Here is an 18722-nt window from a genome sequence, read left to right as displayed (position 1 = left end):
TGCACGCCACGCCAGCGAAGACCCCCTCGCTGGCGCAAGACGAGAAGCCCGCCCCCTGGCCAGGGCTTCCCCGGCCCGCCGGCACACGGCCGACGGGCCATTTCCATCAAGGTGCGACGAAGCGTGCGAGGACGCTGACGTTGGCGTACGCCGCCGGGCTGGTCACCGTGAGGTACCAGGTGCCCGCCGCCGGCCGTGCGACCGTCACCGTCTCGTTGTTCGTGGCTTTCTTGGCCGACACCGTCTCGGTGCCTGCCGTACCGTTCTTCACCGCGATGGACACATCACCCGTGCCACCCGAGGTCGTGAATACGAGCGTGCGCGCACCGGAGGGCACATCGATCGAATACACCTTGGCCGACCCATCACCCGACGCCTTGACGCTCGTGCCGTTGGTGAGCGCGGTGACATCCGGTTCCCCCGGGTTGCCCGAATCGTTGCCAAGCGCCTTGTTGACCGCGGCGTAGGCATCGACGATGCCGGCACCGATCGCCTTGTCGGGCGTGGACGGGAACGGATGGGCGGTGGACGTGAGCAGCGTGCGGATCTGTGCGGGCGTCGGCGTGGGAAGGTTGGCCCCCTTCACCGCCGCAAGCATCAGTGCCACCGTGCCGGTGACGTGCGGCGTGGCCTGCGAAGTGCCCGCCATGCCGCCGTAATCGGCGGTGGTCGGCTCATGCGTGCCGTCGTTGATGGCCGACCACGAGAAGCCGGCGGACACGACGGTGCCCGAGGCCGCATCGTTGGCGTAGACACCGCCGCCCGGCGCGGAAAGCGTTACGCCCGTGCCGTAGTTCGAGTAATACGCACGCTTGCCGGTGATGCCGTTGGAGGCGACCGCGATCACACCCGGGCAGCTCGACGGCGAGTAGTTGGCGGTATCGTCGTTCTCGTTGCCGGCGGCAACGACCACGGTGGTGCCGCGACCGATGGCACCCGTGATCGCGTCGGCCGTGACATCATCGTCGCTGCACTTGCCTTCGCCGCCCAGGCTCATGTTGATCACCTGCGCCGGGTGGGTGTTATCCGGCACACCATCGACATGGCCGCCCGACGCCCACACGATCGCATCGGCGATATCGGAGCTATAGCCACCGCAGTGGCCCAGCACGCGAACCGGGAGCACCTTCGCCTTGTAAGCGATACCCGCCATGCCGGTGGTGTTATTGGTCAGTTCGGCGACGTTGCCCGATACGTGGGTACCGTGCCAGCTGGAATCTTCCGCCGGGTTGTTCGCATCCACGCAACCGCCGTTGGTGGCGAGGTACTTGTCATCGGTGGTCCAGTCACCCAGGTCCCAGCCGCCGGGCACGCGCCCATCGGTGGCACGACCGGAGACATAGCTATCGATGATGAAGTCGTAGCCGGCATCGGCCAGCGAGAGATCGATATCCGGGTGGTTGGTAATGCCCGTATCCAGCACCGCCACGGTAACGCCGGTGCCGTCGGAAAGATTCCACGCGTTAGCGACGTTGCTGCCGCCCTTGTTCGCGTAACTGCTCGCATCCGAACCAATCTTCTCGGCGGTCCCGTCAGGGGCACGGAAATGCCATTGGTAACGCGCGTAGTACTGGTCATTCACGACGACCGGCGTAGGCGCCGCGGCGGCGGCCAGCCCGGTCGCGGAAATGTCACGTACCTTCTGCATCATCACGTCGGCCTGCACGTGCGCGACGGCGGGATCGGTGGCGATCTGTCGGATCAGCGCATCGGCCTCGCTCGCCGTGAGCTTGCGCGAGATACGCACCAGATCGGCACCGGTGCCCAGCTTGCGCGAGTAGCTGGCCAGCGGTGCCGCCGACTTGCCCGCGCGCAGTGAACTGGTGGTGGCGGCAGCGCGTGAGAGCGCGGCGCTGACGGCCTGTGCGGCCGCGGCGTGATCCGTGCGCTGCGTGGTGCCATCGCGGTACTTGATGATGAAGCGGTCGTAGCCGCTGGATGCACGCAAGGTGCTGACGTTGAACGTGGCGTGGGGCGCGGCGGCCCCTGCTGCGAAGATCGCTGGCGCGGCGGCCAGGACGAACGAGGCGACGAGCGACCTCGCGAGGATACGATTTCCCATCTGCACTACCCCTTAGCCCGTGGTACTGCCTGGGCGACCACTTGCGGGCCGCCTTCCTTTTGATGCCCGTGGCGGGCATCCCCTGCAAAAAAGAATTTGAGTTCCCTTTCGAAAAACCTCCATAAGACGACTTCTTGGCGAGATTTCGCCAGCCGTCGCAGGAACCTAGCAGTAGGAAAATGCGACCGTCAATAATTTGACGCGTTATTTCGTGTCGTCCGAACGGCCTATCCGGCAAACCCCGTGGAAACCCTGACCGGATGGCCATATGTGTTCTAATTCATGGCTTTGCGCGGCGATAACGCATCAACCGGCCGCACAACCGTCAACCACTTTGCGAACTAAATCATGGACTTGATCGACATCGGCGCGAACCTCACCCACGAGTCGTTCCACCAGGATCTGGACGCCGTCCTTGCCCGGGCTTTGAGCCATGGCGTAGGCCGCATGATCGTTACGGGCGCTTCGCGGGAAGGGAGTGAGCACGCGCTGGCGCTGGCCAGGGCCAGCGGGGGCCGTTTGTTCGCGACGGCCGGCGTTCACCCGCACCATGCCGTGGACTACGACGACGCGACCGACACCTTCCTGCGCCAGCTGGCCGCCGAGCCGGAAGTTCGTGCGGTCGGTGAAACCGGCCTGGATTACAACCGCAATTACTCACCCCGCGACATCCAGCGCGAGGTGTTCGAGCGGCAGCTGGCGATCGCCGCCGAGTTCGGCATGCCCCTGTTCCTGCACCAGCGCGACGCACACCACGATTTCCTCGCGCTACTCAAGCGCTACCGCGATCGCGTGCCCGCCGCAGTCGTGCATTGCTTCACGGACACCGGCGAGGCGCTGCGTGACTACCTCGACCTGGATTGCCACATCGGCGTCACGGGCTGGATCTGCGACGAACGCCGTGGCGCGCACCTGCGCGAACTGGTGAAGCTGATCCCCGCTGACCGGTTGATGCTGGAGACGGATGCACCTTACCTGCTGCCGCGCACGCTGCGCCCGATGCCCAAGGATCGCCGCAACGAGCCGATGTACCTCGCGCACATCCGCGATGAAGTAGCGAAGGACCGCGGCGAGACGCGCGACGCGGTGACTGAGGCCTCCACGCGCACGGCGGAAGCGTTCTTCCGGCTGCCGTGAGCGCCTAGCCCGCGTGCAGGCCGGTCAAGGCGGCCTCGGCCAGATCCACTTCGCGCATCAGCGTACGCAGCGTCTCATCGTTGATCGTGTGGTCGCGACGCAAGTGGATCAGTTGATGGCGCTCGGCGCGCAACGCGGCCAGGCGCATGACGCGCTCGGTGCCTGCTTCGGCACGGGCCTTACCGGGCACGTCACCCTCTTCCGCCGCCGCCTCGAGCCTTTGCTGGTAATCCGCCATCACGCGTGCCGCTACGCGCGAGGCGAGCGCGATCGCATCGGCGTCACCGCTCTCCTCCACCTTCTGCTGCTCATCGGCAATGCCGCGCAGGGCCGCTTCCGCCGTCAACGCCCGTGCCTTGCGCTCCTCGCGTACCCGTGGATCTTCGCCCGGCAACTTCAACCCTTTCACCGATAGCGGAAGCCCCACCGCACCGAACAGCAACGTGCACAGGATGACGCCAGTGGCAAGGAAGATCATCAGGTCGCGGACGGGAAAAGGCACGCCAGGTGCCTTCATGAAGGGGAGCGACAACACACCAGCCATGGTGATCGCGCCACGGACACCGGCCAGCGCCGTCGTCCACATCAGGCGCGTGCCTACCTTGGGACGCTGCTCGCCGCGGTGCAAAGCGCGCATCAGCACGAACCGCAGCGACACCCACACCCAGATGAAACGCAGCACGACGAGCGCCAGCGTGATGGCGACGACATACGCGCCGAGGTACCAGAGCTCACCGCCACCGGCTTGCTGCAGATCGGCTTTCGCGCCATCGATAATGCCCGGCAACTGCATGCCCAGCAGGAGAAAGATGAGCCCGTTGAAGATGAACTCCACCATGGACCACACCGCGCTGTTCTGCATGCGCATGGCCACATAGCCGCCCTTCAGCACATCGGTGTAGTTCATCAGCATGCCCGCTGCGACGGCGGCAAGGATGCCCGATACGTCGAAGTGCTCCGCCAGCAAGTACGCGGCGAAGGGCAGCAGCAGCAACATCGCAACCTGGCTGGCAGGATCCACTTCGCCGCTCCAGCGCACCAGCCGACGGCGGAACGCGCCAAACGTAAAGGCAACCAGGGCGCCAGCAGCGACACCGCCCAACGCGGTGATCGCAAAGTCGCGCGCCGCGTGCAACGCGGAGAAGTGCCCCGTCACCTCCGCCGCTACCGCGAACTGCAGCGCCACGAGTCCCGATGCATCATTGAGGAGCGCCTCGCCGGAGAGGATATGCATCAGCCTGGGTGGCATCCGCGTACCGCCCGTGACCGACGATGTCGCGACCGCGTCCGTCGGCGACAACACCGCGGCAAGGGCGAACGCGACAGCCAGTGGCACGGTGGGAATCATCCAGTGCACGAAGTAGCCCACGCCGACGATCGTGAAGATCACGAGCCCCACGGCAAGCGCGAGGATCGGGCCACGCAGGAGGAACAGTTCTCGCTTGGGAATGCGCCATCCATCGGCAAACAGCAGCGGTGGAATGAACAACAGGAAGAACAGCTCGGGGTCGAATTGCACGTGCATGCCGAACGGACGGGCCAGTAGCGCACCGAGTGCGATCTGTACCAGCGGGAGGGGGAGCCGGATAGGCAGGATCCGGACCATCGCGCCGGAGAGCGCGACGACCAGCAGCAATACAAGAATGGTGATGACAAGGTCCATGTCGTTAACGCTACCGGGGCACGCGCGCGAGCGGCAAGCACTGAGGCCTCCCGCGGCGCATGGATTTGCGATTCGATGCGTAAATACCTGCTTAGGACTTATTCCTATTGTTTACAGGTATTTCACAGGTTTACGTTGGTTTCACGCGCCGGACTCCGGTGCTGTCGCAGCTGTTTCCAGGGGGTACAAACGGAACAGCGCGTCTTCCACGGCAGAACCTTTCTTGTCGTCTTTTTGGGGAATCCAACATGCCAGCTTCGCTCCGGTTTGTAGTCCCTTCCAAAGGTGCGCCTCGTCGCTCGCCTTGACCGCGTGATGCCGCCTGCTCACCAGAAGGCAGACGGCACCGCGTAGCCGTGCATATCGATCAGCCCCCGCCGCACTCGCGGCGAACGTCCGCGTGCCGCGCGGACGCGGGCCCGCTCGTTCCGACATTCGTCACATGCGTCCTTTAGGAGGGTAGGTTCATGCAGTCCGTCTCGCGTATCGCGGTTCCACCGCGCCGCAAACTTACACTGGCCGTGGCGTTCGCCGTCGCGGCAGCCGCCAGCGGCGGCGCACTCGCGCAGAGCAACGCCACGGGTGCCATCTATGGCTCGGCCAACCCTGGCGACGTCGTGCACGTCGAAAACAGCGCCACCGGCCTGAAGCGCGACATCACCGTGGACAGCAGTGGCCGTTACCGCGCCAACTCGCTGCCCATCGGCACCTACGATGTCACGCTGATGCGCAACGGCACCGCTGTCGATACCCACAAGGGTGTACAGACCCAGATCAGCCAGGGTACCGATGTGTCGTTCGCCGCCACGGCGTCGGCAAGCAACGCCACCGATCTCGGTAGTGTGCAGGTCACGGCCAACAGCCTGCCCAGCATCGACGTCAGCTCGGTCGACTCACGCACCGTGCTCAGCTCCGATCAGCTGGCCAAGCTGCCTATCGCACGTACGTCCATCAGCTCCATCGCGCTGCTCGCCCCGGGCACGACCTCGGCAGCCCGCGGCTATGGCAACGCGCTCTCCTTCGGCGGTTCGTCAGCGTCGGAAAACGCGTACTACATCAACGGCTTCCAGGTCACCAACCCGCTGACCGGCGTGAGCTCGCGCCAGCTGCCGTATGACGCGATCGACCAGGAACAGGTGCTGATCGGTGGCTACGGCGCGGAATATGGCCGCTCCACCGGTGGCGTCATCAACGTCGTGTCCAAGCGCGGCTCGAACGAGTGGAAGGGCGACGTGCAGGTGCTGTTCTCGCCGTCGTCGCTGGCCCAGGAACCGCGCAACATCTATTACCGCGACGGAACCAAGTACCAGCGTGGTAATCCGTATACCTGGCGCGACCAGGAGAACCTGCAGTACTCCGGGTCGATCGGCGGTGCGCTGGTCAAGGACAAGCTGTTCTTCTTTGCCGCCGCCGACTGGATCAAGCAGACCGGTAATTACACCGCCCCGAGCGGCGCGAACGATGATGAACACGATACCGGCAAGACCAAGCGCTGGTTGACCAAGATCGACTGGAACATCACCGACAACAACATCCTGGAACTCACCGGCATTGGTGATACCGAGACCACGGACGCCTCGATCTTCGGCTACAACTACAACACCGGCCGCGGTGACTACCTGGGCCACCAGTACACAAAGAACTACAACAACACGCAGACCAACGCGACGCCAGGTGGCGATACGTATATCGCGCACTACACCGGCTACATCACCGACGACCTGACCGTCAACGCGATGTACGGCCGCGCCAACTCGAAGCACTCGCAGGTCGTGGACGAAGCCAGCGGCCTCACGTGTACCTCGATCTCCGACCAGCGTGCCGCCTTCAAGGGCAACCCGCAAAGCGGCTGTCTGGTGGGTGCATCCACCCAGCTCGCCCCGGGCTCCAAGGACAGCACCAAGGGCTGGAGCGCCAACATCGAATACCGCCTGGGCGACCACGACCTGCGTGGCGGCGTGGATAACTACGTGCTTCGTGCCAGCTGGGGTGCGGCACCGGTCGGCGGTACCGGCTACATTTACAACGACATCGGCGATGGCTCATCCATTCGTAATCGCCTGAGCAATCTCGGTCTCGACCCGAACCTGTATAACCCCGCTGATTTCGCGAACGGCTACTACGTCGAATCCACCGCTCTCTCCACGGGTACCTCGGCACGTACTAACCAGCGCTCGCAGTTCGTCGAAGATAACTGGCAGGTCACCGACCGCTGGCACAGCTACATCGGCCTGCGTAACGAGCAGTTCTCCAACTACAACGGCGTGGGCCAGGCCTATGCCCGTTCGCGCCACCAGCTCGATCCGCGCCTGGGTGTGTCGTGGGACGTGTACGGCGACAGCTCGCTGAAGGTGTACGCCAATGCCGGCCGTTACCATCTCGGCCTACCCACCTCCGTGGCGGTCCGTGGCGCCGGCCCCTCGACGTATCCGTCGCAGTACTTCGGCTTCACGGGCATCGATCCGGTCACCGGCGCGCCGACCGGGCTGGTCACCGGTCCGTTCTCGCAGACCTACTACCTGAACGGTGCCAACGGTACGCCGCCGGATGCCAAGACGGTGTCGGCCCAGGACCTGCACTCGTACTATCAGGATGAATACATCCTGGGCTTCGACAAGCAGCTGGAAGACAACTGGGTGGTCGGTGCCAAGGGCATGTACCGCCGGCTACGCAGCCTCATCGACGATATGTGCGATCCGTCCTCGTTGCAGAAGTGGGGCGACGAGAACGGCCTGAGCGACGAAGTGGCGGCGGGTATCGGCCGAAGCACGGGTTGCTGGCTGTTCAACCCGGGCCGCGCAAACACCTTCACCTTGTCCCCGAGTGACGGCCAGTACCTGAGTGTGCCTCTCAGCGCAGCCGACCTGGGGTTCCCGAAGCCCAAGCGCCACTACTACATGCTCGATCTGTACGCCGAACACCAGTTCAGCGACAAGTGGTACGGCAAGATCGATTACACCTACTCGCGCAGCTACGGTAACTCCGAAGGCCAGCTGGACTCGAACATCGTCCAGGCCGACGTGTCCACGACCGAAAGCTGGGACTTCCCGGCCATCATGGAGAACACCAACGGCGACCTGCCGAACGACCGCAAGCATCAGTTGCGCGTGTACGGCACCTACGCGCCGACGGACGAGTGGCAGTTCTCGACGGTCACCCGCGTCACCTCCGGTGCACCGGTTAGCTGCCTGGGTACCCGCCCGGAGTCGGCCGGTGGCGACCCGTACGGGTACGGCGCCAACTACTTCTGGTGCAACGGTGAGCCGGCCCCGCGCGGCTCGTATGGCCGCACGCCGTGGACGTACACGATCGATGTGAGCACCGCCTGGAAGCCGGCCTTCGCCGATCACAAGCTGACGTTCTCGGTGGACGTGTTCAACCTGCTCGGTAAGCAGCAGGTCACGCAGTACTACGAAACCGGTGAGCTTGCGTCGGGCGACCCGAACCCGCAGTACAAGCGCGCCCGTTCGTTCCAGGACCCGCGTTACGTTCGCCTTGGCGCGCGTTACGACTTCACCCTCTGATGCACCACGCATAACAACAACAGCAGCATTTCCCCGGATCTTGGCTGGTTCCCTGGAGGGAACCAGCCATTTTTTTGCCCGCTTTTCCCCGCAAGAACCCGCGTAAAAACTCGTGCTGGATGAAACCTTTTTCATCCACGCATTAACGAACGCCGCAAAGGCGTGCGTCATGAAAGGTAATACCCGCCTTAAGGGCCGCCTTGCTCTCGCAAGGCCGCCTTCCGGCCTTTGCGAATGGCGGCAACGCAAGCCGTCCAAATCCCTGCGTTCATGAATGTCGCATTGAGTGCGATTTGCAGCCCGGCGTAGTTTGCGCTCGCTTGTTGCGGTTTTGTTAACGCCACGGCAGCGCACACACCATCCGTCCGCACCCCGCCAAGGTCCGCGGCACGGTTTGCATGATTTGGCCTAGGGCCGGGGAGAAAAAATGAATACGCGTTCCATCAACAGGCAGCCGGGGCGGCGTACGCTCGCGCTTGCCGTCGCTGTGGGCCTGGGCTTTATCAGCACGGCCACGCTCGCACAGAGCACCGCCGGCAGCATCTTTGGTACCGGCCAGCCGGGCACAACGGTTACGGCCACCAACACCGGCAGTGGCGTGAGCCGCTCTGCCACGATCGGCAGCGACGGGCGGTTCAACATCGTCTCGCTGTTACCTGGCAACTACAAAGTCACGACCAGTGGCGGCGGTGGCGCCGCGACGACGCGCGACGTCTCGGTCGTGGCCGGCCAGGGATTCAACGTGAACCTCGCTGCGGCACCGACGACGGCGGGTAACGCGGAAGATCTTTCCGCCGTTTCGGTGACCGCGAACGCCCTGCCTCCCATCGATGTGGCTTCGGCGCAGACCAGCACGGTCATGACCGCCGAGCAGATCAAGCAGCTGCCGCTGGCGCGCAACCAGACGGCGGTGGCCCTGCTCGCACCGGGCGCGACCAAGGGTGACAGCGCGTTTGGCAACCTGGCTTCGTTCAGCGGTGCATCGGTCGCCGAGAACAGCTACTACGTGAATGGCTTCAACGTCACCAACTTCTTCCAGAGCCTGACCTACTCGCAGGTGCCCTTCGAAGCCATCGATTCGGAAGATATCCAGGATGGCGGCTACGGCGCGCAGTACGGTAACTCCACCGGCGGCGTGATCTCGGTGAACACCAAGCGCGGTACGAACACGTGGCAGGGTGGCATCGACTTCACCTGGAACCCGTACCAGCTGCAGGCGAACCAGCCCAACATCTATCTGCAGAACGGCGCGCTGCTGCAGAACAACCGGCATAACAGCAATTACCTGGTTGGCAACAACCAATCGGGTAATGCGACAGACTTTGGCCAGCGCTGGAACGCCTGGCTCGGCGGCCCGCTGATCAAGGACAAGCTCTTCATGTTCGCGCTGGTCGGCGGTACTCGCACGGCGGATGAGCATTACGGTGATACGACCGGTGGCGGCAACTTCAACAAGACCACGATCAAGGACCCGCGTTACCTGGTGAAGCTGGACTGGAACATCAACGACAGCAACATTCTCGAGTACACCGGCTTTAGCGACACCAGCACGCAGCAGCAGAGCATCTACGGCTACAGCTACGACGACAACGGCCAGCCGCAGCGCAGCGACTACCTGGGCCAGGTGTACGACAAGACGGGTGGCATGACCAACATCCTGAAGTACACCAGCTATATCACCGATGATTTCACGGTGACAGCGCAGTACGGCAAGAGTGTCAACAAGCGCGTCAATACCGCGACCGCCGCGGACGGCACGGTCGAATCCTACGACGGCAACATCTTCGATGCCGCCAACTCGCCTGGCTGCCCCGCCATCACCGATTCACGCACGCCCGTCACGAACGGCGCGGCAGGCTATCCGCACTGCTCGTTTACACCCACCGGGTCGCTCGATACACCGAACGGCGAAGACCGGCGTGAGGCAGGCCGCATCGACTTCGAGTACCACCTGGGCGACCACGAACTGAAGGCGGGCTGGGCCCGCGACCACTTCAAGACCGATACCGGTACCGCCTATGAAGGCGGCGCGCTCTATCAGTACAGCTCGATCCCCGAAGACATCCTAGGACATGCGCCGGGCCTCGATCCGGCTGACAGCGTCGTTCGGCAGACCGTATTCGCGACCGGCGCCAAGGTCGGTATCACCCAGAAGTCCTACTACCTGGAAGACAACTGGCACGTCACCGACAACTTCATGGCGCGCATCGGCGTGCGCAACGACGGCTTCGAGAACAGCAACAGCCTGGGCCAGACCTACGTGAAGCAGGTGCACAGCTGGCAGCCGCGCCTTGGCTTCTCGTGGGACGTGCACGGCGATTCCACGCTCAAGATCTACGGCAGCGCGGGCGATTACTCGCTACCCCTCGATGGCAATGTCGCCCTCCGCGGCGCCTCGGCCTCGCTGTACCAGATCAAGTACTTCAGCTACACCGGCGTAGACCCGGTGACCGGCGCGCCGCTGGGCCTGGGCGCCCTTCCCCCGGCTTATGCAGCGGCGTTCCCGGCACGTACGGGCACGACGTACGCGAACGGCGAAGCCGGACAGGTACCGAATCCGCAGGCCGTGGCCACGCAGGACCTCAAGCCGTTCAAGCAGCGTGAGTTCATCCTGGGCGCGCAGCAGCAGGTGGAAGACTGGACGCTGGGTGTAAAGGCGATTTACCGCAAGATTCTCACTGGTGTCGACGATTCGTGTGATTTCCGCCCGATCGCCAAAGCCGCGAACGCGCAGTACGGCCTGAACCTGGATACGACGAGCCTGACGCCGGAAGCCGCAAACGTCCCGGGCTGCTACATCTTCAACCCAGGCAGTGCCGTCACGCTGACCACGCCGGTCGATGCGACGGGCAAGCTGTACAACATCCACCTCACCGGCGATGACGTCGGCGAGCCGAAGTACAAGCGTGCCTATGAAGCCCTGCAGCTGACCGCCGAACGCAACTTCGACGACAAGTGGTACCTGAAGGCCTCGTACGTGTGGTCGCACCTGCGCGGCAACTCCGAAGGCGGCGTGGATTCCAGCAACGGCCAGGCTGATACCGGCACCACTGAGCTTTTCGACTATCCGGAGATCATGGCGGGTTCCAACGGCTACCTTCCCAACGATCGCAAGCACACCTTCAAGGTGTATGGCGCGTGGCAGATCAACGACGAATGGCTGGTCGGCGCCAATGGCGTGTTCCAGACCGGCCGTCCGGAGAACTGCTATGGCCTCAACCCGATCGATGGCGTGGTGAACGGCGGCTATGGTTCCGGCGCGTACCTGTACTGCGATGGCATGATCGTGAAACGCGGTTCGGTGGGCCGTACACCGTCGTACTGGAACATCGACCTGAACACCTCGTACAAGCCGCAGTGGGCGAAGGGCCTGACGCTCTCGGCCAGCGTGTTCAACGTGTTCAACAAGCAGCACACGCTGACCATCAACGAGGTGGGCGAAGACCCGAACGGCGCGCCGCTCACGGATAGCACGTACAAGATCCCGACGAGCTTCCAGAGCCCACGTTACGTGCAGGTTTCCGCCGAGTACGACTTCACGCTGTAACCGTTCATTACAAGAAGACAGGGCGTGCGGCCCCTCCCAGCCGCACCGCCTTGCAGATCTCCCCGGATCGCCGCCCGCTCCCACGGGCGGCTTTTTTTAGGCAGCGGTCGGCTTGCGCAGCAAAGGCGAGACGATGAACACGCCAATGCCGAGAAGGATGAGCAGGACGCCTAGCCACAACGCCGGCGGGAAGCGTTCGCCGAAGGCGAGCCATGACGTGGCGATGCCCGATACCGGTACGAGCAACGACAGTGGCGCCACCGACGAGGCCGGATAGGTCTTCATCAGGAAGTTCCACACCGCGTAGCCAAAGATGGTGGTGATGTACGCCTGGAACAGTACGGATCCCACGGCCGCCCATGTGAGGGTCGCCGGCAACGTGGCAAAAGCCGCCGGCCCCTTCGCGACGAGCGTGAGCACGACCAGCGCCGGCACCGCGAAGGCGCTTGTCCAGACGACGAACGCAAGCATGTCGGGTGGGCGGAAACGCTTCACCAGCAGATTGCACAGGCTCCAGTTGAACGCGGCGAGAAGAATGAGGGATGTGCCCACAAGCGTGGATGTACCCGGCGCTGCGCGGATCACCACGATGAGACCCGCGGTACCCAGAAGCATGCCGGTCACCTGGGGAGCGCGTATCGGCTCGCGGAACACCATCGCGCTAAGCACGACGGTCATGAACGCGGCGAACTGAAGCACCAGCGATGAGAGGCCCGGCGACATACCCTGCGCCATCGCGATATTGACGACACCCCATAGCCCCGCACCGAACAACAGCCCGTAGGCCGCCATCGCGGCGAGCGGCACGCCCACCGGTCGTCGCACGAAGAACACCAGCGGCACCGCGGTAAGGGCGAAGCGCAGCGTCGTGAGCACGAACGGATCGAGGGCGCCCAGGCCTACTTCGATCACCGAGAAGTTGCTTCCCCATATGAGCGTCACAAGAACACCCAGGAGAATGTGGAACGGCCGCATGATGTATCCCTTCGCCATCAGCAAAACGCTAGCGTAAGGCCTCGTGCGGCCACTGACTACGCAACCGTTTTGCGTTCCAAGCCTTGTAGGAGCGCGCTAGCGCGCGATGGGTCTTTCCGCGAGCACCCATCGCGCGCAAGCGCGCTCCTACATGGGGGAACCACGCCGGTCAGGCGCCCGGCAACACCTGCCGGCGCGACACCGCGTAATAAACAAGATTGCCCACGCCAGTGCAGGCCACGAGCACAGCGACGACGCCCGGGTTCAGTTCGTCCCAGCCCTTGGCCTGGATAAAGGCGAAACCGACGGCCAGCAGGGTGAGGACGGTGCCCCAGCGAAGGGCGGACTGGCGGCGCTGATTGAGTTCTTCCTCAAACCATTGCTTCTGCAGCTCGCCCGTCACGCCGGCCTGGATCATCTTGTGGCGGAACCGCGCGTCGATGATCCACTTGATCACCAGGGCGATGGCAAAGAACAGGCTGATGGGAATGAGGGCTTCGACGGCGTTCATGGGGGGCTCCTGTGGGGCCGGTGGTCTTGGCATCATGGATACGGGCAAGCCATGACCGGTTGCACTGCAACCGACCGGGGGGTGGGCGTATCCATGGTCCACATGGACGATAGCGCGACATGACTGAAGACCGGGCCCTGGTGGAGGCCGTGCTGGCTGAGGCGCCGGGGGCGTTCGCGCGCCTGGTGCGCCAGTACCAGGGCCTGTGCTGGCACATCGTGCAACGGATGGTCCGCCAGCCGGACGACACGGCGGAGCTGTGCCAGGAGGTGTTCCTGCGGGTGCACCGGACGCTGCACCAGTTCCGCCACGAAAGCCCGCTGCGCGCCTGGATCGGCCGGGTCGCCTACCACGTGGCCCTGCGCCACCTGGAGCGCAAGCGGATCGACATCATCGACCTGGGCGACGATGAGGACGGCATGGCGTTCCTGGAGAACCTCGGCGATGGCGCCGACATGGAAGCCCGGATCGGCCAGGACCAGGCCGACGCCCTGCTGCATACCGCCATCGATGCCCTGCCGCCCGTACAGCGCACCGTACTGACGCTCTACCATCTGGAGGAGCTGTCGATCGCCGAGATCGCCCAGATCACGGGCATGGCCACAGGTACGATCAAGAGCCACCTGTTCCGGGCCCGCCTGCGCCTGCGCGGCGAACTGGAGCCGAGCATGGGAGTGACACCGCTATGAAAGACATCGATTTCCGTACCCACCCGGCCGCCGAACGCGAGTGGCAGGCACAGGAAGGTAACGCAGGGCCTTACGCTGCGGTGACCCGCGCGGCGCGGCACGCCATGGAGCCCGGCCTGCCTGCGGACTTCGCGGAACGGGTGGCGACACTGGCCCAGGCGCAAGCGCGCGCCAGGCGCCAGCCAGCGCGGTTCGAGGCATGGCTGATCGGATCCCTGCTCGCCACCATGATCGGTGGCGCCGTGGCCTTCCTTGCCACCGATGCCCACGCCCTCGATACCATGCGCCAGCCGTGGCTGCTCGTGCTCGCTGGGTGCGCGGCACTCACCCAGGCCATGGCCTGGCTGCGCCCCACCGGTCGGCGAGGCTAGCGGTTACTCGTTTTCACCCTCGAAGCGCAGGTGCTTCACGCTGCGGCCGTGGCGGCGCACCAGCTTCAGGGCTTCCACGCCTACCTTGATGTGCTTCTCGACGAAATTGGCCGTGACCGTGGCATCGCTCGCTTCGGTCTTCACGCCTTCGGGAATCATCGGCTGGTCGGATACCAGCAGCAGCGCGCCACACGGAATGTGGTTGGCGAAGCCCGCGGCGAAGATCGTGGCCGTCTCCATATCGATCGCCATGCTGCGCGTCCGGCGCAGGTGTTCCTTGAACGCCTCGTCGTGCTCCCATACCCGGCGGTTCGTGGTGAACACGGTACCCGTCCAATAATCGTGGCCAAGGTCGCGGATCATGGTGGAGACGGCACGCTGCAGCTGGAACGCGGGTAGCGCCGGCACTTCGGGCATGAGGTAGTCGTTGGAGGTGCCTTCGCCGCGGATAGCCGCAATCGGCAAGATAAGGTCGCCAATGGCGTTCTTGCGCTTCAGGCCACCGCACTTGCCCAGGAACAGCGCCGCCTTGGGCTCGATCGCGCTAAGCAGGTCCATGACGGTCGCGGCATTGGGGCTGCCCATGCCGAAGTTGATCAGGGTAATGCCATCGGCCGTGGCGTTGGGCATGGGCCGGTCGCGACCACGCACTTCCACGCCGTTTTCCTGGGCAAAGCGCTCGACGTAATGGCCGAAGTTGGTGAGCAGGATGTGCTCGCCGAAGCCTTCCAGCGGCGTACCCGTGTAGCGGGGCAGCCAGTTGGAGACGATTTCATTCTTGGTTTTCATGGGGAACCCGGTGCCAATGCGCCGGCGAAGGGCGGGCCTTTGCAGCCTGGCCGGCGCGGTTACCGGCGACGCCACGCCGGCAAGATGCCAAATTCATTCGCGCAAGTGTAGCATCCGGCGCAGCGGGGTGGGCAGGGCGCAATGGGTGCCCCGGACGCCGCTGGGCCTGGTCCAGGCCCAACTGGAATGAGGGGTAGACCCGATGCGGATCGGTGTGGCAATTGATGCGGCGGTCGACGTACCGCAGGACTTCGTGGAACGTAACGGCATCGCGGTGATGCCCATCACCGTCAAGGTGGATAACCACAAGTTCAAGGATGACCGCGACCTGGCGGAGATCCAGCGCTTCCGTGACCAGAAGCTCGGCAGCCGCAGCCACTCCGCCGAGACCGAAGCCAGCAGCGTGGAGGATGTGCAGAGCCTGTTCCTTGATCGCCTGGTCAAGGAATACGACTGCGTGGTCTGCCTGACCATCATGGCGACGCGCAGCCCGATCCACGACAACGTGATCAAGGCCAGCTTCTCCATCCTGAAGAACTATCGCCCGATCCGTGAAGCGGCGGGCATCAGCGGGCCGTTCCTTATGCGCGTGGTGGATACGCGCAACATCTTCGCGGGCGCCGCGCCGGCCGTGGCTGAAGCCGTGCGGATGATCCAGGCGGGCAAATCACCCGCCGAAGTGCGTGAGCGCGCGGCGCATATCGCCGATTGCTCGTACGGCTACATGCTGCCGCGCGACCTGAATTACCTGCGTTCACGCGCCCGCAGCAAGGGCGACCGCAGTGTGAGCTTCATGAGCTCCATGCTTGGCACCGCGCTCGATATCAAGCCGATCCTGCGTGGCCACCGCGGCGAGACCGGTCCGGTGGGCAAGGTGCGCGGGTTCGAACACGGTGCCCAGGTGCTGTTCGAATACGCCTCCAAACGTGTCCAGGCGGGCCTGCTCGTACCCTCGCTCACCCTGAGCTACGGCGGCGACCTGGACGAGATGCGCAACCTGCCCGGCTACACCTCGTTGGTGCGCCACTGCGGCGATGCTGGCGTCGAGATGCTCGAAACACCCATGAGCATCACCGGCATGGTCAACGTCGGCGAAGGCGCCATGACCATTGGCTTCGCCTCCGAAGAGCACGTCGCCGAGTTCTGACGATGGCCCCACGCGACTACTCCGGGTGCGATGGAGTCCGCTCGTGTAGGAGCGCGCTTGCGCGCGATATCTTTTCGCCACGCGCCCCGGCTTTGCTCCTGCTCATCACCCTGCTCACGCTTGGGCTGATCGCCTCGCACGCCCACGCCGAAACCGTCTACAAATGCACCACGGCAGGCCAGACGATCTATCAACAAACCCCCTGTGCCAGATCGCAACACCAGGAACAACTCCAACTGACCGATTCGGCGCCCGCGGATGGCCGCGTGGCGCCGATGCCTAAGCCACCCACCGACGGCGTCTTCGTCGATGAGACGCCACCACCACAACCACCGCGCCCCCTACCCGCGTTGTACCTGTGCGTGCGCGCCACCGATGGCAAGACGTACACCAGCACCAACGGCCATCCCGATTCGTACGCAGCGCCGCTGGGTGTGCTCGGCGCCGTGGACAACGGCCTGGCCAATACCTACGGCAGCCGCAACGCCGCGGTGTCCTCCTTCCCCGAACTCAACCGCGGCAAAGGCAACGCCGCGTCCGTGGCCACCAGCAACTACGTTTGGGTGCAGGACCAATGCCGCCCCATGTCGCCGACGGAAACCTGCCAGGCACTGCGCGACCAGAACGACGCGAACCAGAAAGCAATTCGCAACGCGTTCAAAAGCGAGCGTGCGCCCCTGGATGCTAAGGATGCGGAGCTGCGGTCGCAGTTGCAGGGGTGTGGCTAGCACCGAGCTGCGGCGGTGATGCGGAGAACGACGGCACCGCATACACGTAGTCGTAGCCCTGCAACTGTTCCGATTGCGCGGTACCGACCGCGGTAAGCTGCCCCGGGGTGAACGCTGCGACACCGGGCAGGTGCTGGACCGCACACGCCCCCATGCAGGCCCACGTCGTACCGTCGTGCGCCGCGGTCACGATGATGTGGCGCATGGTATCGGCAACGTAAGCGCCTGCGGGTTTGACGTCTGCCCCCATGTGCTGCGATTTCTGCGCATGGGCATTCCCCGCGTAAGCGATGACCGTGCCCTTCGCCACCAGCGGCATGAGGCCCTCGCCCATGTACTGATCGGCCTTGTCCTGCGATGCGGGGAAATCACGCATCACACTGTCGTACATCCAATACGTCGTCAGCTTGCCAGCCTTCTCCTGGCCATCCAGCCAGCGAACCAGGCGCGCCATGGCCTTCGATGCACGGCCATCGGTGGCAGACCAGCCAGGCCAGTGAAGATCACGCGCGGGGGACAACTGCTCCAGCGCCACGGTCGGGTGGATGCCACGTGCAACGTCGTGTTCAACCACGCACTGGACGAATGCAGGCGCTTCGTTGGTACCGTGCATCTCGCCGATGAAGACGCTTCCCATCTTCGTAATCGCATCGAGCGTTTTGACATCAGGGCAGGCCGCAGCGTGTACGGCATGGGTGCCGAAGCCAGCGAGCATGACCAGGAACCAGCGGGTGACGTTCATGACAATCCTTATCGATGGTGGATGAAATACTAGAAACCGTAACGCAGGAACCCACCATCAACGCCGATGGTTTCGCCTGTGACATAACTGGACGCCGGTAGGCACAGGAAAGCGACCGCACCTGCTACTTCTTCCGGCTCGCCAATGCGCCCCATCGGCGTGTGATCGAGCACCTCATCCAGGTATTCCGCATCGGCCAGGGCCGGGTCGGTACGCTGCGTTCGGATATACCACGGCGCCACCGCATTCACACGGATGCCGTCCTCGCCCCATTCACAGGCCAGGTTGCGGGTGAGCTGGTGGATGGCCGCCTTGGTCATGCCGTAGGGCGAGCCGGTGCGCACGTGGCGAATACCCGAAACCGAGCCCACATTCACGATGGCTGCGTTCGTGTGTTCCACCAGGTGCGGGTGCGCCAGCCGGCACATCTCGAATGCGGAGAACACGTTCAACTCGAAGATGCTGCGGTATTCCTCTGCGGTGTACGCCAGCGTGGACTTCACGATGTTGCCGCCCACGTTGTTGACCAGGATCGAGAGTTCGATCTCAAGGTCGTTAACCCAATCGAAGACCGCCAGGCGGTCTTCGTGATCGGTGAGGTCGGCGGTCATCGCCAGGATCTCCACCTCGGGGCATTCCTCGGCAAGTTCCTGCGCGGCCTCTTCCAGCGCGGCTTCGTCACGCGCCACCATGAGCACATCGGCGCCAAGCACCGCCAGCTCGCGGGCACAGGCATAGCCAATCCCCTTGCTGGCACCGGTTACCAGGGCCGTACGGCCATCGAGCCGCCAGGCGGCCAGTCGTGGATGCATCGGATAGTCCTCCATGGGGTGATCC

Annotated in this window: 14 protein-coding genes; 7 read left to right on the top strand and 7 right to left on the bottom strand. The window is 64.1% G+C overall.

What is annotated here, in order from left to right:
- Positions 1–106: 106 nt before the first annotated feature.
- Positions 107–2062, bottom strand: a complete 1956-nt coding sequence (locus L2Y97_RS02090) for a S8 family peptidase (RefSeq protein WP_247432348.1) — start codon at positions 2060–2062, stop codon at positions 107–109.
- A 348-nt stretch (positions 2063–2410) separates the two neighbouring features.
- Here L2Y97_RS02090 and L2Y97_RS02085 point away from each other — a divergent pair, with 348 nt between their 5' ends.
- Positions 2411–3199, top strand: coding sequence for a TatD family hydrolase (locus L2Y97_RS02085; RefSeq protein ID WP_247432345.1), 789 nt, complete (start codon positions 2411–2413; stop codon positions 3197–3199).
- 4 nt (positions 3200–3203) lie between these two features.
- Here the strand turns inward: L2Y97_RS02085 and L2Y97_RS02080 are convergent, their stop codons facing one another.
- Positions 3204–4862, bottom strand: a complete 1659-nt coding sequence (locus L2Y97_RS02080) for a Na+/H+ antiporter (protein WP_247432342.1) — start codon at positions 4860–4862, stop codon at positions 3204–3206.
- A 467-nt stretch (positions 4863–5329) separates the two neighbouring features.
- Here L2Y97_RS02080 and L2Y97_RS02075 point away from each other — a divergent pair, with 467 nt between their 5' ends.
- Positions 5330–8386, top strand: a complete 3057-nt coding sequence (locus L2Y97_RS02075; RefSeq protein ID WP_247432339.1) for a TonB-dependent receptor — start codon at positions 5330–5332, stop codon at positions 8384–8386.
- 427 nt (positions 8387–8813) lie between these two features.
- Positions 8814–11933, top strand: coding sequence for a TonB-dependent receptor (locus L2Y97_RS02070; RefSeq protein WP_247432337.1), 3120 nt, complete (start codon positions 8814–8816; stop codon positions 11931–11933).
- A 96-nt stretch (positions 11934–12029) separates the two neighbouring features.
- Here the strand turns inward: L2Y97_RS02070 and L2Y97_RS02065 are convergent, their stop codons facing one another.
- Together L2Y97_RS02065 and L2Y97_RS02060 are read right to left on the bottom strand one after the other, a co-directional pair.
- Positions 12030–12908: an EamA family transporter gene (locus tag L2Y97_RS02065; RefSeq protein ID WP_247432334.1), complete on the bottom strand. Its 879-nt coding sequence runs from the start codon at positions 12906–12908 to the stop codon at positions 12030–12032.
- A gap of 169 nt (positions 12909–13077) precedes the next feature.
- Entirely contained in the window at positions 13078–13419 is a 342-nt protein-coding gene (locus L2Y97_RS02060) for a DUF6249 domain-containing protein (RefSeq protein ID WP_247432332.1), read from the bottom strand.
- A gap of 119 nt (positions 13420–13538) precedes the next feature.
- Between L2Y97_RS02060 and L2Y97_RS02055 the strand changes: the two genes are divergently transcribed.
- Together L2Y97_RS02055 and L2Y97_RS02050 are read left to right on the top strand one after the other, a co-directional pair.
- Positions 13539–14108, top strand: a complete 570-nt coding sequence (locus L2Y97_RS02055; RefSeq protein WP_247432329.1) for an RNA polymerase sigma factor — start codon at positions 13539–13541, stop codon at positions 14106–14108.
- On the top strand, positions 14105–14479 hold the full coding sequence (locus tag L2Y97_RS02050; protein ID WP_247432326.1) for a hypothetical protein: 375 nt from the start codon (positions 14105–14107) through the stop codon (positions 14477–14479). The genes L2Y97_RS02055 and L2Y97_RS02050 overlap by 4 nt, the downstream gene beginning before the upstream one ends.
- A gap of 3 nt (positions 14480–14482) precedes the next feature.
- Here L2Y97_RS02050 and L2Y97_RS02045 read toward each other — a convergent pair whose 3' ends face one another.
- Positions 14483–15268 (bottom strand): AMP nucleosidase, encoded by a 786-nt coding sequence (locus L2Y97_RS02045; protein WP_247432323.1) that lies wholly within the window; start codon positions 15266–15268, stop codon positions 14483–14485.
- 202 nt (positions 15269–15470) lie between these two features.
- On the opposite strand from L2Y97_RS02045, the gene L2Y97_RS02040 reads away from it, so the two are divergent.
- Together L2Y97_RS02040 and L2Y97_RS02035 are read left to right on the top strand one after the other, a co-directional pair.
- Positions 15471–16415, top strand: coding sequence for a DegV family protein (locus L2Y97_RS02040; protein ID WP_247432320.1), 945 nt, complete (start codon positions 15471–15473; stop codon positions 16413–16415).
- 92 nt (positions 16416–16507) lie between these two features.
- A complete protein-coding gene (locus tag L2Y97_RS02035) occupies positions 16508–17143 on the top strand; it encodes a DUF4124 domain-containing protein (protein ID WP_247432318.1) in 636 nt (211 codons plus the stop codon).
- Here the strand turns inward: L2Y97_RS02035 and L2Y97_RS02030 are convergent.
- Positions 17100–17885, bottom strand: a complete 786-nt coding sequence (locus tag L2Y97_RS02030; protein ID WP_247432316.1) for a hypothetical protein — start codon at positions 17883–17885, stop codon at positions 17100–17102. The genes L2Y97_RS02035 and L2Y97_RS02030 overlap by 44 nt on opposite strands.
- Before the next feature lie 29 nt (positions 17886–17914).
- Positions 17915–18697 (bottom strand): SDR family oxidoreductase, encoded by a 783-nt coding sequence (locus L2Y97_RS02025; RefSeq protein ID WP_247432313.1) that lies wholly within the window; start codon positions 18695–18697, stop codon positions 17915–17917.
- Between the last annotated feature and the right edge of the window lie 25 nt (positions 18698–18722).

Origin of the sequence: Luteibacter aegosomatissinici (genome assembly GCF_023078495.1) — a bacterium.
Lineage (GTDB): Bacteria > Pseudomonadota > Gammaproteobacteria > Xanthomonadales > Rhodanobacteraceae > Luteibacter > Luteibacter aegosomatissinici.
Note: the sequence above shows the minus strand (reverse complement) of the source record. Positions and strands in the feature narration are given on the sequence as shown.